The organism is Paenisporosarcina sp. TG20, from assembly GCF_000286315.1.
Lineage (GTDB): Bacteria > Bacillota > Bacilli > Bacillales_A > Planococcaceae > Paenisporosarcina.
The window spans coordinates 1-15,166 of record NZ_ALJG01000271.1 but is presented as its reverse complement, the minus strand read 5'-3'; the positions used below and the strand labels follow the sequence as shown (position 1 = coordinate 15,166).

Genomic DNA, 15,166 nt, shown 5'->3' with positions numbered 1-15,166 from the left:
GTCAATTTAACCATTTAACAGGAGAATATAGTAAAAAACAACTTTCTGAGCGCTGGAATGATTTTGGAGAGTTTCGTATCCAACGAGATTTATATAGTGCATTTTAGAACTGCATAATCGTGAAATAGAACGAATAAAAAAATCGACAAGTAAAACGTTGTGTTGGTTTGTCACTTAAACACAAACCTGATTGGTCGTGATAACGCCCAAGAGAAGTCGGAACGATAAGCATATCAAGAGTCTATGTGGGCTTGTTGAGAGAAGTGCCTTGCTATACGCAATACGTCCGTTAATGTTTTAGGAGAAAGCATACCAGTGCTTTGGTAGAAACTCTTTCCGCAAGGAAAGATAAGGGTACCATTGAGAAGTGTGCCAGATACTATGTATCCACGGTACCCTAGAACCCCACTGCTTTAGCTGTGGGAGTTGTCAGCTTCTTTGTCAATTGCGACAAATGTTAAAAAGGACTCTGTTGTTAATTTGGTTTCGCTTGTAAGTAAATTCATGGACTGCACGCGTACATACACTTCCATGGATGTGCGACCGGTAAAACTCACAACAGCTTCTAGTTCTAATACATCTCCTACACGTGCAGAAGATAGGAAGTCTACTGAGTCAATGGATGCTGTCACTACTGCATTTCTGCAGTGTTTCATAGCTGTTATAGCTGCAATCTCATCTATGTACGATAATACCTTTCCTCCAAAAATTGTATCATGGTGATTGGTGTCAGGAGGTAACACAAGATGGGTTTGAATTGTTCGAGATTGGCTCATTGATATCGTTTTCGTCAAATAGATCACTCCTATCTATATAATCGTACGTTCAATCACTCACATAACCTTAAGTCTGGTACATATGACGTCCGTCGTATTCGCCAGAATTAGGAAGATTATTTCAATTGAGTACCCTGTTATTCAACACCCGGTAATATGGTTAGAGTCTTTGCATGACCGTCAAGTCTCGCTTCCACACCAAGCGGTACGGCAAAGTGAGGTTGACAATGTCCGATTTTAAAACCACTAACAACCGGTATACTTAAATCGTTGAAATAATATTGGAATACTTCTTCTAACGTTAATGTTACTTTTCGTTTTGTTGATTCTGGTTTTGAAAAATCGCCAATGACGATACCTGCAGCGTCAGCAAATTTCCCTGCTAAACGTAATTGATTCAACATCCCATCTACTCGGTACGGTTCTTCGCCTACATCTTCTATAAGTAATAACTTCCCACGGGTGTCAATTTCATATTTAGTTCCTAGAGCGCTTACTAATAACGATAAGTTTCCACCTACTAACTCACCTTGTGAGACTCCACCTACTAATGTTGTAAGTGGTGAAACTTCTTCCGAGTAATGAAGTTCACTTGGTTCAAATAACTGGTTAAACATACGGGCAGATAAATCATGGAATGAATCTTTTCCTACATCTGAAGCTAACATTGGTCCATGAAATGTTACTATATTAGCGAATTGACCAATGGTTGTATGTAAAAATGTGATATCGCTATAACCCCATAATATTTTCGGTTGTTCGGCCATTAATTGGTAGTCAATACGATCTGCATAACGGGCTGCACCATACCCACCACCCGCACATATAATGGCCTTTACGTCTGGGTCTTTCAGCATGTCATGTAAATCAGCTAGCCGTTCATCGTCTGTACCAGCTAAATACCCATTAACTTGTTCCACATGTTTCCCCATTTTTATTTTTAACCCTAAATTTTCTATAAATGAAAGAGATCGATGCAAGTTTTCTAATTTCGGTGGACTCGAAGGAGCGATAATTCCAATCGTATCGCCTTTTTGTAATCGTGCTGGTCTTGTACGCATATGTGATGTCCCCTTTCTTTTAAATGCTATAAACAAAGTATAACTTCTTTTATCAACAAAAGATTGCAGCGTCAACTTAAAACGCCGCAATCTTCCATTATTATTGAACTATTTTTTACCCTTCTACAGTCTAGATACCCTATTGGTGATGAACTATGCCTAAAACGCTTGGTTTTTTATAATACCACTTGGTTATAGAATTCAGCATTGGGCAAGTTCTTACGTTTCACTGAAGAGGCTGTGACAAAACTTTCATTTATTTTCCTATATTGTATCTGCATAGTCAGGTTAGAAAGTAGATCGTAATAATTTTTAGAGCTATTTCCGGAACTTCGGAACAATATAGAGGGTAACACTAAATAGTAACCCTCCAAATATTAGGAGAAACTTTAACAAATTTTTAACCACTAAATCTACTTCATAATCACTTGATAATAATTTTTTATCAATCATTACTTCACCATCTACTGATTTAATAAGGACATCATTAACTTTTACCTCATTGGGGTATTGTTTTAGGTCAAGCCATGTCGTATTGGGATAGGAATTTAACATGCTAACTACCTCTTTTAAAGTAGTTAACCCTAAATAGGGGTGATAAAAAGCAGCTAGATACGTATCAGAGTATTGAGAGACGTCGTCACCAAGAGACTTCATATCTGTAAGACTTGCCTCGAATGGATTAGACTGGTTTTTATTGATTTTGTTAACATACCCCATTGTTTCGGGAATTAGTGTCATTCCGTGTAAAAAACTCGGTTTCCCACTTTTAATTGGGGTATAGGAACTTTTCCATGATTGGTCAGTAATTTGCAATTGTCCTACGTAAGTAGAAAAATGTTGTGAAAGTATTTCATAACCTGCTTGTGACATAGAGTAATGTGGAGCCTCGAATGCGAGAGGATATAATTTGTGAGCAATCATTTCCTCTACCCCATTTTGAACTGTTTCCTTTATATATTTTCTTTCGAATTCTTCAAGCTGATGCCGTTCTTCTTCACTAGAAGGGATAATGATTTCATCATCTTTTAATTGATAGACTGGTCGATCATTTTCAACATCCCAATACTCGAAACCCTCCCCGGTTTCAGAGTCTCTATATTGATGTCTATATCCATGTAAAATTAGACTTGCACCATTTTCTTGCATAAATCGCAAGACTTTCACTAACTCAGGAACATCAGAAAAGTGAACTTCTTCCTTCGTTACTGGTGAAGTGTAAACGGGAATGACCGTTACTAAATAAGGAATCTTCTCGTTTTTTAAGTACTTAGCGATTTCTTTAAGTTTTGTTACATTTGTTTTTGGATGAATATCTTCCAAACGTAAATATTTTACTTTTAAATTACTCGGTTCTCTTTCAAACACATCATATAAGACTTGTCCTAACACCATACCAACAGGATTATGAAAGTTAGTAGTTCCTACAAAATATGAATTTCTATCTTTAATAATTAGTGGTTTTTTATCATCCCCATAAGCTAAAATTGATTGAGATTTATGGGTTTCGATTTGTATGGTTCTTCGCGTTTCCTCAATTTCAGTTTTGATAGTTGAATTAGGGATTGATATTGAACGTATAGTGTCTGATTCTCCTGTTTTTACAAACTCAAATCTCTTTTCTAATTGCTCTACATTATTTCCAAAGAAGATGATTTTTCCTTTAAATTTCTCCATTTGTTCAATGAGATTTCTAGGTATATCCTTCTTTTCCATCCCAACATAAAATACATGAGAAAAATCCTTTAAATTAACCGACTCTTCTTGTGACTGAACTGTAATATCACTGGTGAAATAACTAACAACGGTATCCAGTATTCGAATATGTGTTAGATCATTTGACTGGTCTGCTGTATAAATAATCAATACACGGTCTTTATCTTCAGCATACGTAGAAGTATTATAAAAAAACATCGTAAATAGTAAAACAATGAGTAGTAAAATTATTTTATTCTTCATTTCTTACTATCACCCCAAGAATGTAGTCAAAAAAATGAGTAGTTGCAACGGGTTTGCTGTTAAATAGAGCTGACTTGCTTTGTGTAATATCATCAGAGATAGATGGATGTTTTTTATTGAAGTACATAACTGCTAATGCATAAACAGCTATAGATTCATATTTTGTAGTTGGGATTCCTGAGACTTTGTCATAACGACCATAAATTATCTTCTTGTCTTGCCACTGTTTTTGAATCCATTCATCAAATTGGTGGTTTTCACAAGTCTTTCCGATACAATAAGTAGCAATAAGTAATTGATCAATCATATGGGCTTCCTTTGCTGAAATAGGTTTCCCATTTGCGATAATTTGTTCTTCTGCAAAAAATAAACCATCCTTCGTTGGTGATGGGTGCTCGTTTATATCAAGAATTTCCATATAGTTGTTATGTAAATAACTATTGAACATTGTGGTTCCCAGATGTTCTGTTTCCCAGTCGTAATAGTGGGGTATTAGATTATTTACAATTTGTTTTTCTTTAATAGAAGCTGTCAGTTCATTGGCTAAAGTGAGATAGTATTCCTGCTCAAAAATAACAGCTGCTTGTCTTAATATATGAATAATTCTCATATCATCGATAAATGCATTTACAGAAATATCCACTCCGCTTTTCCATTTAATAAAAAGATTGTCTTCCTTTTCAACAATAAAAAACTTTTTTAGCACCTCAACTTGATTACGGAAACGTTTTTCATCTTGTTGCAGCAAAAGAAGTTCCAAGTAAAATCCCTGACTTTCTAGCAGGAACTCCCGATTACTTGTTACTGGGTAGTTTCTAATTAGCCCTTCATCTGTCATATAAGCCTTTTCAATTGTTTCGATTTCATTAGTAAATTTATTTGTACTAGAATAAGCGGTATTGTTTTGACCAAAGCCATTCATAATAAAAAAAATCATAATCCCTCCTATAGCTACTATTGCAATAGAAATAATAGATAGATATTTTCTCATTGGATTTGTTCTTCTTTAAAACGTTTTGTTTTATCCCAAGCAATCGTTTTACCACGTATACGACTGATAGCATAAGAATAGATAGCACGAAATAAGAGGATCAAAAATAATTGTGAATACGTGAAGTACATAATCATACCAACAAACAAGTTAATGGCTGATGTATTTTTATTAAAAATCATACTGCCAATCACTTGAAACGAAAATACCATATAACTTAAAAACCAAATCATTATTAATGGCTGCGTCAATACGGGCATATTCATACCAATTAAACTTAAAACAAACCACGTATTTGAAAAAAGTAACATAATGACAAAAAAGAAATAGGTTAATAAATGTTGGCCCGTATGATACAAAGCCTTTCCTCGCCAAAACGTGGGATCATGAAATAGCTTCTCTAGTAGATACAAGTTTCCTATTAACCATCTCGTTCGCTGTTTAATAAATGCCTTTAGATTTTCAGGTTCTTGTTCCCAAGTTTCCGCTTCAGGGACAATCGGCAACAGATAATTTCTTGCCGTAATTCGAATTGTCAATTCAGCATCCTCTGCTAGTGCATAAGGATCATATCCACCGACTTCTTCAATTACTGATCGTCTCAATAACATATTTGTCCCTGGTAGTGAACCTGTTTTAAATAAAACCCATCGACCACACTGCATAAGTAATTGAAAGACTTGAAATTCAATTGATATCATACGAGTTAGTAGATTTTTTTCTTGATTGATTGTGCGAACGTATCCAATGGCCCCCGCTGCGTTTGGCGTTTGTTCTGCAGTTTCAACAAGAAGTTTCAAAGAATCATGATTTGGTTGGTTGTCCGCGTCATAAATAATAAAGTAATCGGATTTAGTTACAGAGAGCCCATAGTTTAACACCCTTGATTTGCCTTTAGGTTTTCCATCAGGCACTTGAATATAGTGGCAGTTCTTAAAAAATGATGAGAAAACCCGTCCAATATCCGCTGTATCATCAGTGGATTGATCATCGAGTAAATATATATCCAATTTTCCTGGATAAGAAAGTTTTAGCATTGCTTCCAAAGTGTCATGAATAACAACTCCTTCATTATGTGCAGGGATAAGTAGTGCAACCGACGGGTAAGACGTTAAGCTTGTTGGCATCTGCCTATTTTGACGAAAATGTATTCCCGCAATTGTTAAAATCGAGTAATAAGCAAGAAGAAGCCCAAAGAATAGTATGACTATCAATAATAATAATTTCATATGAAACTACCTACTTTAAAATATAGTAGTGCATCTTTTAAATCTTCAATTCGTTTGCTTGTGAATTCTACAGGATAATCAATTGTATTTACTTGCAAACTGAGTTGATTTAACACTCTTGATTCTACAATCCGACATCCTTCTTCATTTGTATTCTGTAAGTAAATTAGGAACGTTGAAGAATCCATATAGGTAAAGTAATCAAATTGATCTCTCGTACTATTCTCAATAACTTCTGTCAATATTATGTTAAAAACATTTTCTTTGTTTTTGGGGTTAGGATTATGACCACTAATTTGCATTAGATAACCCATTTCATTTCTTCGCTTTAAGGCAACTAAATTAAGTGCTACTCGATCGGTAAATTCTTTATTTGTTAACAAATTAGTATTTTCATTGACAAACTTCTTTAATTCAGAGGTTTTTAGTTGTTCAAACTCTAATATCATTTTTGATTTTTGGAGATGGTGAGCAGAATGCCAAATTGAAATAATTGAAACAAAGTAAACAATATTCATGATGATGAAATCAATTTGTTGTTGTTGTTGAAGTTTTTCCAAAAATGCAATTCCAGTAAGAATAAATCCGTACAGCAAAGTGGTCACTACAATAAACAAAAATGACCATTTCCATTTTAATAAAAACATAAATAGTGTCATACTCCCTATTACCAGTATGTGCACCAAAACGATAGGTTGCGGTAAGAAATAGAGTGCAAGTATCTGGGCATATACAAAAAGAATAAAAGGGATTGCTATTAACATATTCTTTATTTGCGTCATTTAAATTCCTACCTTCTACGTATATTTTTATCAAGCAAAGTGAATTAAATCTTAAATATTATTATTTTAATTAATTGATAGCAAAGTGATATTCTAGTGAAACAAAATTAGTCTTTGCTCTACTGAACCATAACCTAGTAATCCAATATACCCATATAGAGAATGAATTTTTATATACTCCATGATATTTAACCAAATATTTATACCATTATAACTATAATGAACTGAGTAATTTGACAATTAACGTTTCGGAATGCTTCTATTTTTATAATTTTTAGAGAAGTTTTATCGTTATATGTCATTTTTGTTCATAAAATGTTTTTTTATTATACGGACATCCGCAAATTTATCCTTTCTTATCAGAAAAAAAAGCAAAAATTGATGGATAAACCATCAATTCCTGCTTTTTATTTTCACAATTCATGTCCGCAAGATTTAATTAAAAATATATATAAGTTTATGTAAGTAAAAAACCAAATTTTGTTCATCCTAATGTAAACAAATTTGGAGGGATATGAATGAAAAACTCTTTATATAAAATATTACTTGCTGCCGTACTTGGACTTAGTACGATTGCTCCCATTGCAACTTTCGCATATTACAATACATCTACTCAAGTAGAAACTTCAACAAGCAACCTTGAAACCAAACTATTAGAAACAATTGATGCAGATAATATGTATAACACTATTAAACATCTCTCCAAAACTCCTCGAGTTGCAGGCTCTCTTCAAGAAGCAGTAGCGGTACAGTATATAAGAAAACAATTTGAATCATACGGATATACGACACAAGTACAAGTTTTCACCTTTGACAATTATATAGAACCGCACACTATTCAATTGGCTCTAGATGGTTTTACACAAGCTATGAAACCACTTGCATTTGAATATTCGGTTGATGGTGAAGTATCTGCAGAAATTATTTCTGCTGGACTCGGGACAGTTGATGAGATCAAGTCTTTAAATTTAACGGGAAAAATTGCACTCATGCAACGTGGGGATATTAGTTTTAAGGAAAAGATTATGAATGTCACCACTAAAGGTGCCGTAGGCGTCATTATTTATAATAATGCTGACGGGAGTATTCTTGGTAGCCTTGGGGAAGAAAATGATACCAGTGTTCCAGCTGTTCTATTAACAAAAACCGAAGGAGAGGCATTGGAAAACCACATTACCAAAAATCCTGGTAAAATTGCTGCACTTCAAATAAAAGGAGCAAAAACCCAAAATAATACTTCCCATAATGTAATTGCCACAAAGAAACCATCTAACTTAAAGAAAGTTTCAACAAATGAGGTAGAAAAGCATGATATCATTGTCATTGGATCGCATCACGACTCGGTTAAAGGTGCTCCAGGTGCAAATGATAATGCTTCAGGAACATCCATTACTCTTGAACTTGCACGCGTATTAAAAAACGTTCCGTCCGATACAGAGATTCGCTTTATCACGTTTGGAGCAGAAGAAATGGGGTTAATTGGGTCGGCTCACTACGTCGAAAATCTATCGGATAATGATATCAGTCGCATCGTTGCAAATTTTAATTTAGATATGGTAGGTAGTAATGACGCTGGTGATTTAATTTTGCAAACTGCCGATAATAAGTCTAATTTCGTCATAGAACTTGCCCAGGAAGCAAGCACCAAGCTAAATGGAAAGCCAACTCCATTTAACCAGGGGAACAATAGTGACCATGTATCTTTTGCGAATGTCGGAATTCCTGCAGCTCTTTTCATTCATAACCCTGTCGAACCTTGGTATCACAAGCCAGAAGATACAGTAGACAAAATTAGTAAAGAGAAATTACAAGACGTTGCAGAAATCATAAGTCTTTCTGTTTGGAATCAAATTCATATCGATCAGTATGCGCAATAACATTAGCAGTAAACCCCATCCAATTTGACTTGTAATATCAAGTTGGATGGGGTTTCTTTGTTATTTAAGCTAGCTCTGACTTAAGGCTAAAAGAAGGTATTCTATTTTACTTTAACGAATACCATTATAATAAAAGCTCTTTTAGTTTATCATACATAATTGGTGGTGATTTTTATTGAAAAAACATGATTTTCAATTTCTTTCTTTTGATAGCATCAAAGGAACTGAAATTGATTTATTATTAGAACGAAAAGTACCTGAAAATAAAAGCAAGGGCTATGTCCCTGCTTATTGGTATGCGATTAATCTAGCAGGTACTAATCAAACCATTGGTACAATTGACCTTCGAATAGGCAGTAAATCACTTGTTTATTATGGCGGAAATATTGGATATGCAATTGATAAAAAATATAGAGGTAATAACTATGCTGCAAAAGCCTGTAGATTACTTAAACAGGTAGCGCTTGCCCATGACATGAACGAATTAATTATTACGTGTAACCCAGAAAATATCGCATCAAATAAGACGTGTTTAAGAATCGGAGCAGAACTCATTGAAATTGTTGACTTGCCTACTAACATCGATATGTATCTAGAAGGAGAACGTCAAAAATGCATCTATAAATGGAGAATCTCTTCATGACCACATATAAAAGCCCCCACTTTATCAAATAAGTGGGGGCTTTTATCCTTAGTTGGAATCCGTTTTTCGTATAAAAATTATAAATTTTTTTATTTAGTAGCCTCTAACTGTCCAGTACTTGTAGTGATTGCTGAAGAGAAACCAGCTAACATATAGGCCATATGAACAACGCCTTCTTCAAAGTCATTAATACGAACAGATTCATTAGGTGCATGCGCCTTTGATTCAACCCAACCAATGCCCGTACTGACAATTGGAATATTAAGCTGATTCCCAAACTCATACATTGGTCCAGTCCCTGCTGAATTTGGGGCTAATACTGGCTCGTTTTGATAGACAGCGCTTGCTGTATTAAGAACATGAGCTACAAATGGATGGTTATAATCTGAACGATATGCTTTTTGACCATTAATTAATACAACATCTATATCGTCATAGCCATGTGATTTCAAATGATTTTGGATAGACGTAAAAATATGAATAGGATCTTGCCCTGGTACTAAACGACAGTCAATTTTAACTTTTGCATTTTTGGGTAGAACTGTTTTAGCGCCCTCCCCTGTATAACCACTTTCTAATCCACATATCGTCATGGTTGGATGGAATACCATGGCTTCCCTCGGATCAATACCTTTTGCGGACGTAATCAGGGGACGTTTTAAACCGAATAGTTTTTCTACCGCTTTTTCGTTAAATGGTAGATTTCGAACTACATCTTTTTCTTGTTGTGTTGGTTCTTCTATTCCATCAAAAAATCCTTTTACTAAAATTTCATTTTCGTTATTTTTCATTGTAGCCAACGCTTGTACTAATCTCCAGGCAGCATTGTCCACATATGCCCCTACTGAGGAATGCATGTCAATATCTGCTCCCGTGCAAGTTAGCTCCATGTAAGCCATCCCTTTTATTCCAGCCACCATATTCACTCGATCTTCTTCATCCTTCATTCCAAACTCCCAAATACAAGCATCCGCCTTAAATAAATCCTTATATTTTATTAGGTAAGGTGCCAAGTTAGGACTACCAATTTCTTCTTCACCTTCAACCATAAACTTAATATTACAAGGTAATCCTCCCTCAAGTTGTTGGAGTACCTTAATCGCTGCAATACGTGCAATGAAGTCACCTTTATTATCAGATACACCTCTAGCAAATAGTGTTCCATCTTCAATGGTAGGTTCAAAAGGATCACTTTTCCACTCATTTAATGGTTCTGGTGGCTGTACATCGTAATGGTTATAGAATAGTAAAGTTTTTGTTGTCTCTGCATTACTACCAGATGCAAAATATCCATAAATCACTGGATTTCCACCTAAGTCATCTAATATCTGTGCTTCACCACCTGTGTCTTGAATAAGTTTGGCGACAAATTCTACCGTTTCAGGAATGGCCTTGTTTTGTGCTGAAATAGTTGGCATTCTTAAGTAGTCTTTTAATGTTTCAATTGAACTAGATATTACTTCCTTTGTATGATTTCTTATTATTTGAATTTTTTGTTCACTCATAACATCTCTCCCTTTTAAAATATGTTCTATGTAATTAATTCGATGTATGAAGTAAAAATACCTTTTAAAAAAGTGATCATTTTATAATATTCAGTTATTTAAATACCTGTAGTACTTGGGGATGCGGAAGAAACCACCCCTTTTTAATAAAAATAATTTAGTCTATTCGTTTATGTAATTCATTACCTCTTGTAAGTAGCATTCTATTGGTTGTCCTGTATTTACCACTAAGGACTTACAGTTAGAAGGTTTTTTACTATTTTCGATAGTGTATTTAAAAGAATCAAGCGATTCTATTTCTTTAATTTGACTTATCATTCTTTTACGATTCCTTAACCTAAGATTTATCACTTCCATATCGTCAAGGTAACATTCTACATATTTGTATTTAACATTATATTTTTTAGCTAAAGCTGTTCCTTTTTCAATCATTTCTTCATATAAACAAGGACTATCAAATAATACATTGTTACCTTGAGAAAGCTGAAATTCAATTAAAGACCAATCAATATTGTAAGAAATCTTTTCAACCAGTTTTGCATCAATTTGGGTTCCCTCAAGGGAATGTAATAAGGATGATTTAACAATGTCGTGGTCGATAATTACTACTTCAATTCTTTTAGCAATTTGACGAGAAAGCGTTGATTTTCCAGAACCAGGAAAACCTGAAAATTGAACAAAGAACATTTGGATACCTCTTTTCTATATTAATTTTTATACAACTACGCACGTTATAGTTAAACAAAAAAAGGGTTAATATTAATAAAAGGAAACCTAATAACAAATGTCACAAGGTTTCCTCTATCGTATGTGTAAACAAGTTATTAAAGATGTTTTTTTGTCACAGATATCACAACTATGACTAAAGATTAGCTACCTAGTATAGTCGTAGCAACCGGGATTACAGTTCAACTAAATTTAATAATTACGAATATCAACTATTGGACCTGCATCTTTAAAGTCTACTTTCTCCATGAATGAAATAAGTTTTTGTGCAGTTTGTTCTGCACTACTTAGTAATCCCTGATCTTTGTAATCAATGAACTGTTCAAGTAAAGGAAACGAGTCTGCGTTGCTGGAACGAATTGTTTCTTGCATACCAGTGTCGATGATACCTGGAGCGATTGAGACAATTTCTACTGGATTCTCTGCACTTAATTGTTCAATTTCGACGACCCTTGAAAAATGATCAAGTCCCGCTTTTGTTGCGCAGTATGTTCCCCAGCCCTCATAGGCGTTTCGACCAGCTCCAGAAGAAATATTAACAATACGCTTATTCCCTTCAAAATCCTTCAACTTTGAGATAAATGCATTTGAAATAATCATTGGCGCAGTCAAATTAACTGCTATTGCTTTCGTCAATTGTTCTGCGTTTACTGACCCCATTAAGCCAATTGGATCAACTATTCCAGCATTATTAATAAGTGTGAATGATTCTGCATTTTGTGGTGAAACCGTGATTAGTTCATTCACGAGAGATTCAACTTTCTCCGTTTCTGAAAGATCTGCTTGAATGAACTTCACGCCATCTAATTCACTCTCTGTTCGAGCCACACCTACCACGAAATGTCCCGCTTCGCTTAGCTGTTTGGCAAGTTCAAACCCAATTCCTTTTGATGCTCCTGTAATAAAATAGACCTTCATATATTCCACCCCTTCTAATCAATCGTAAAACTCCATATGTTTCATTTCTTCTTTATAATAAACCAGACGATCTGCTAATGTCCCTGTATGGAACTCAAACTTATGTCCATCTGGATCTTCAAAATAAATCGATTTTTTATCCCGAACTTCCCTCTCTCGTCCAGGAAGAATTGAAACGTTTAATTTCTGCAAATTCAGAAGCATGTTATCAAATTCAAATTCTGTAATAGTAAAGGCCATATGCGTGTAGGAGTCTCGGAACTCATTTAGAAGAAAATCAGGTTCTTCATTAAGCGCAAGCCATAAACCATCCAGGTCAAAATATGCGGTAGTTTTACCTTTCACTAAAAGTTTAGCTCCCAGTACATTTGAGTAAAATTCAACAGAGCAAGATAAATCTGAAACAGAAAACAAGATATGATTGATTTTCATTCGTTATACTTCAACTCTTTCTAGTAAATGATCTACATATTTAATGTCAGCTTGATCTCGGTATGCCTACATGGACATTATCTTCGTTTTGCTTTCATTCACCCATCTGCCAACCAGACTTGCACCATGCGTCAGCTGGTTTGGGAGTAGATACGTGTGGAAAAGTGATTGGATATGTCATGGTGTACATTTTTCTACGAAATAACATATAATATGCCTACTTCCCAGATTCATCATCCTCATTTTTCAATTCCGGTTTTGATACAGACACATCTTCTTGATTTTTTTCGTGAACATCGAGTCGATGATTAAGAGGCAAACGCCTATGATTTACCATCCGCCATACAGTCCATATACAGACACAAATTAATAAGGCAAAAAATAAATAGCCCATTTCATTTCACCCCTTTTTTCAATTGTACCTTAAATCCATATTATTTCCTGCTTCCATGCCAGGTGTCGATAACAGGATGTATAGGTCATACTAGTAGCTAATACTTCATTGTTGTTCTTTATTTTTCCATAATTTCCTTTTGAGGGGGCTGATAGAATGGAGCTTGACCAAGTAACACTGACATTGCTCTTGACAAGCGACGTGCATGGCCATGTCCTTCCAATTAACTATGCAACGAATGAAGTGGTACCCCTGGGTATGGCCTATGCTGCGACTCACATTAAAAGATTGAGGAAGGAAAACCCTAATCTACTCTTGATTGATAACGGCGACTCTATCCAAGGAACTCCATTGACCTATCATTATGCAAAGTTTCGTAATCACTTACCAAATCCTATGATATCAATTATGAATCACCTGGAGTATGACTGCACAACTATAGGAAATCATGAATTTAATTATGGATTATCAATGGCAAAAAAGGCAGTTAAGGAATCTCTTTTCCCTTGGTTATCATCGAATATTCTTGATAAAACTTCACAAGAACCTTACTTCGGCTTTCCTTTTATAGTAAAGAAAATGAATGATGTGAAAGTAGTAATACTAGGTGTAACTACACATTATATTCCCAACTGGGAAAACCCATTGCATATTGAAGAATTAGATTTTGAAGATGCTTTCCTATCGACAAAACGCTGGGTTGAATTTATTCGTGATACTGAGAAACCTGACTTACTTGTTGTCAGCTATCATGGTGGATTTGAATGTGATCTTGAAAATGGAAAACCTACTGAACATTTAACGGGAGAAAATCAAGGATACCAAATGTGTCAAGAAATTGAGGGCATTGACTTACTATTAACAGGCCACCAACATCGTCAAATAGCCACAACCATAAATGGTACTTATGTTCTTCAATCTGGCTTTCATGCACAAAATATTGGAAAGGCTACAATTACTCTTATGCGAGACAGTCATAACAATTGGTGTATTAAGACTATTATTGGAGAAGTGACGTCACTTGCAAATGAAGAGCCTGACGAAGAAGTCCTGAAACTTGTGTGTAAGAACGAGTTAGAAACACAATTATGGCTAGATGAGGCTATCGGGAAAATTGAAGGAAGTATGTTAATAGTAGATTCATTTGACGTTCGTTTGAATGAACACCCGATGATTGAATGGATAAATCGAGTCCAAATGGATGCAGCTGGGGTGAAGATATCAAATACATCCCTTTTCGATAATTCATCGCGTGGATTACCATCGTTTGTGACAATGAGAGATATTGTATCGAATTATATATATCCTAATACATTATCAGTGCTTGAATTAACAAAAGAAGAGATCAAGGAAGCATTAGAACTTTCAGCATCCTATTTTAGGATAAATGAAGACAATAATATTGTTGTAAATCCAACTTTTATTACACCAAAGCCCCAGCACTACAATTATGATATGTGGGAAGGCATTGACTATACTATTGATGTGGCACAACCTATAGGGCAGAGAATTATTAAATTATCTTTTCACCAACAAGATCAAAATGGACCTTTCTTAGTTGTCATGAATAATTACCGAGCTGGTGGTGGTGGTAACTTCGAATTGTTTAAGAACAAGACTGTTGTAAAAGAAATACTTACCGATATGGCTGAACTATTAGCAGATTATCTTCAGGTCCATCAGGTTGTGAAGGCCTGCGTAAATAATAATTTTACGGTCATCAACTCAAATAAAGATTCACTTTAAGAAGGATGATTAACACTATTTAAATATCCATTCTATTCCACTAAGAAAAACCGGGTAAGCGCGCCCGGTCCTTAAAGAAAGCACACAGTATCCACTTTGGTTTCTAGTATGATTTCCGTTGCAGGCG

At 34.9% G+C, this 15,166-nt stretch carries 13 protein-coding genes and 1 pseudogene; 3 read left to right on the top strand and 11 right to left on the bottom strand.

The genetic code is table 11. The features are described 5' to 3' along the window. Positions 1–437 precede the first annotated feature (437 nt). From B371_RS21520 to B371_RS0108080, 6 genes and pseudogenes are all read right to left on the bottom strand, one after another. A pseudogene (locus B371_RS21520) lies at positions 438–776 on the bottom strand (acyl-CoA thioesterase); the annotation flags it as partial. A gap of 137 nt (positions 777–913) precedes the next feature. Further along, positions 914–1,837 carry an LD-carboxypeptidase gene (locus B371_RS0108100; protein ID WP_019413809.1) on the bottom strand — a complete coding sequence of 308 codons (924 nt, stop codon included), beginning with the start codon at positions 1,835–1,837 and terminating at the stop codon, positions 914–916. A gap of 318 nt (positions 1,838–2,155) precedes the next feature. Continuing rightward, a complete protein-coding gene (locus B371_RS0108095; RefSeq protein ID WP_019413808.1) occupies positions 2,156–3,796 on the bottom strand; it encodes a DUF2334 domain-containing protein in 1,641 nt (546 codons plus the stop codon). Then, entirely contained in the window at positions 3,786–4,787 is a 1,002-nt protein-coding gene (locus B371_RS0108090; RefSeq protein ID WP_019413807.1) for a hypothetical protein, read from the bottom strand. Before B371_RS0108090 ends, B371_RS0108095 begins: the two co-directional genes overlap by 11 nt. Beyond that, positions 4,784–6,016, bottom strand: coding sequence for a glycosyltransferase (locus tag B371_RS0108085; protein WP_019413806.1), 1,233 nt, complete (start codon positions 6,014–6,016; stop codon positions 4,784–4,786). Before B371_RS0108085 ends, B371_RS0108090 begins: the two co-directional genes overlap by 4 nt. Beyond that, positions 6,013–6,798: a hypothetical protein gene (locus B371_RS0108080; RefSeq protein ID WP_019413805.1), complete on the bottom strand. Its 786-nt coding sequence runs from the start codon at positions 6,796–6,798 to the stop codon at positions 6,013–6,015. Before B371_RS0108080 ends, B371_RS0108085 begins: the two co-directional genes overlap by 4 nt. Before the next feature lie 518 nt (positions 6,799–7,316). On the opposite strand from B371_RS0108080, the gene B371_RS0108075 reads away from it, so the two are divergent. Both B371_RS0108075 and B371_RS0108070 read left to right on the top strand, forming a co-directional pair. Further along, positions 7,317–8,675, top strand: a complete 1,359-nt coding sequence (locus B371_RS0108075; protein ID WP_019413804.1) for a DUF4910 domain-containing protein — start codon at positions 7,317–7,319, stop codon at positions 8,673–8,675. A 175-nt stretch (positions 8,676–8,850) separates the two neighbouring features. Beyond that, on the top strand, positions 8,851–9,318 hold the full coding sequence (locus tag B371_RS0108070; protein WP_019413803.1) for a GNAT family N-acetyltransferase: 468 nt from the start codon (positions 8,851–8,853) through the stop codon (positions 9,316–9,318). Positions 9,319–9,407: 89 nt separating this feature from the next. Here B371_RS0108070 and B371_RS0108065 read toward each other — a convergent pair whose 3' ends face one another. From B371_RS0108065 to B371_RS23450, 5 genes are all read right to left on the bottom strand, one after another. Continuing rightward, complete coding sequence (locus tag B371_RS0108065; RefSeq protein WP_019413802.1) at positions 9,408–10,823, bottom strand: M20/M25/M40 family metallo-hydrolase; 1,416 nt, start codon at positions 10,821–10,823, stop codon at positions 9,408–9,410. 162 nt (positions 10,824–10,985) lie between these two features. Further along, positions 10,986–11,510, bottom strand: a complete 525-nt coding sequence (locus tag B371_RS0108060; protein ID WP_019413801.1) for an AAA family ATPase — start codon at positions 11,508–11,510, stop codon at positions 10,986–10,988. 231 nt (positions 11,511–11,741) lie between these two features. Next, on the bottom strand, positions 11,742–12,467 hold the full coding sequence (locus B371_RS0108055; RefSeq protein ID WP_019413800.1) for an SDR family NAD(P)-dependent oxidoreductase: 726 nt from the start codon (positions 12,465–12,467) through the stop codon (positions 11,742–11,744). Between the two features lie 18 nt (positions 12,468–12,485). Further along, positions 12,486–12,899 (bottom strand): metallothiol transferase FosB, encoded by a 414-nt coding sequence (fosB, locus tag B371_RS0108050; RefSeq protein ID WP_019413799.1) that lies wholly within the window; start codon positions 12,897–12,899, stop codon positions 12,486–12,488. A 217-nt stretch (positions 12,900–13,116) separates the two neighbouring features. Continuing rightward, a complete protein-coding gene (locus B371_RS23450; protein ID WP_019413798.1) occupies positions 13,117–13,293 on the bottom strand; it encodes a hypothetical protein in 177 nt (58 codons plus the stop codon). 156 nt (positions 13,294–13,449) lie between these two features. Here B371_RS23450 and B371_RS0108040 point away from each other — a divergent pair, with 156 nt between their 5' ends. Then, positions 13,450–15,039 (top strand): bifunctional UDP-sugar hydrolase/5'-nucleotidase, encoded by a 1,590-nt coding sequence (locus B371_RS0108040; protein ID WP_019413797.1) that lies wholly within the window; start codon positions 13,450–13,452, stop codon positions 15,037–15,039. The last annotated feature ends 127 nt before the right edge of the window (positions 15,040–15,166 follow it).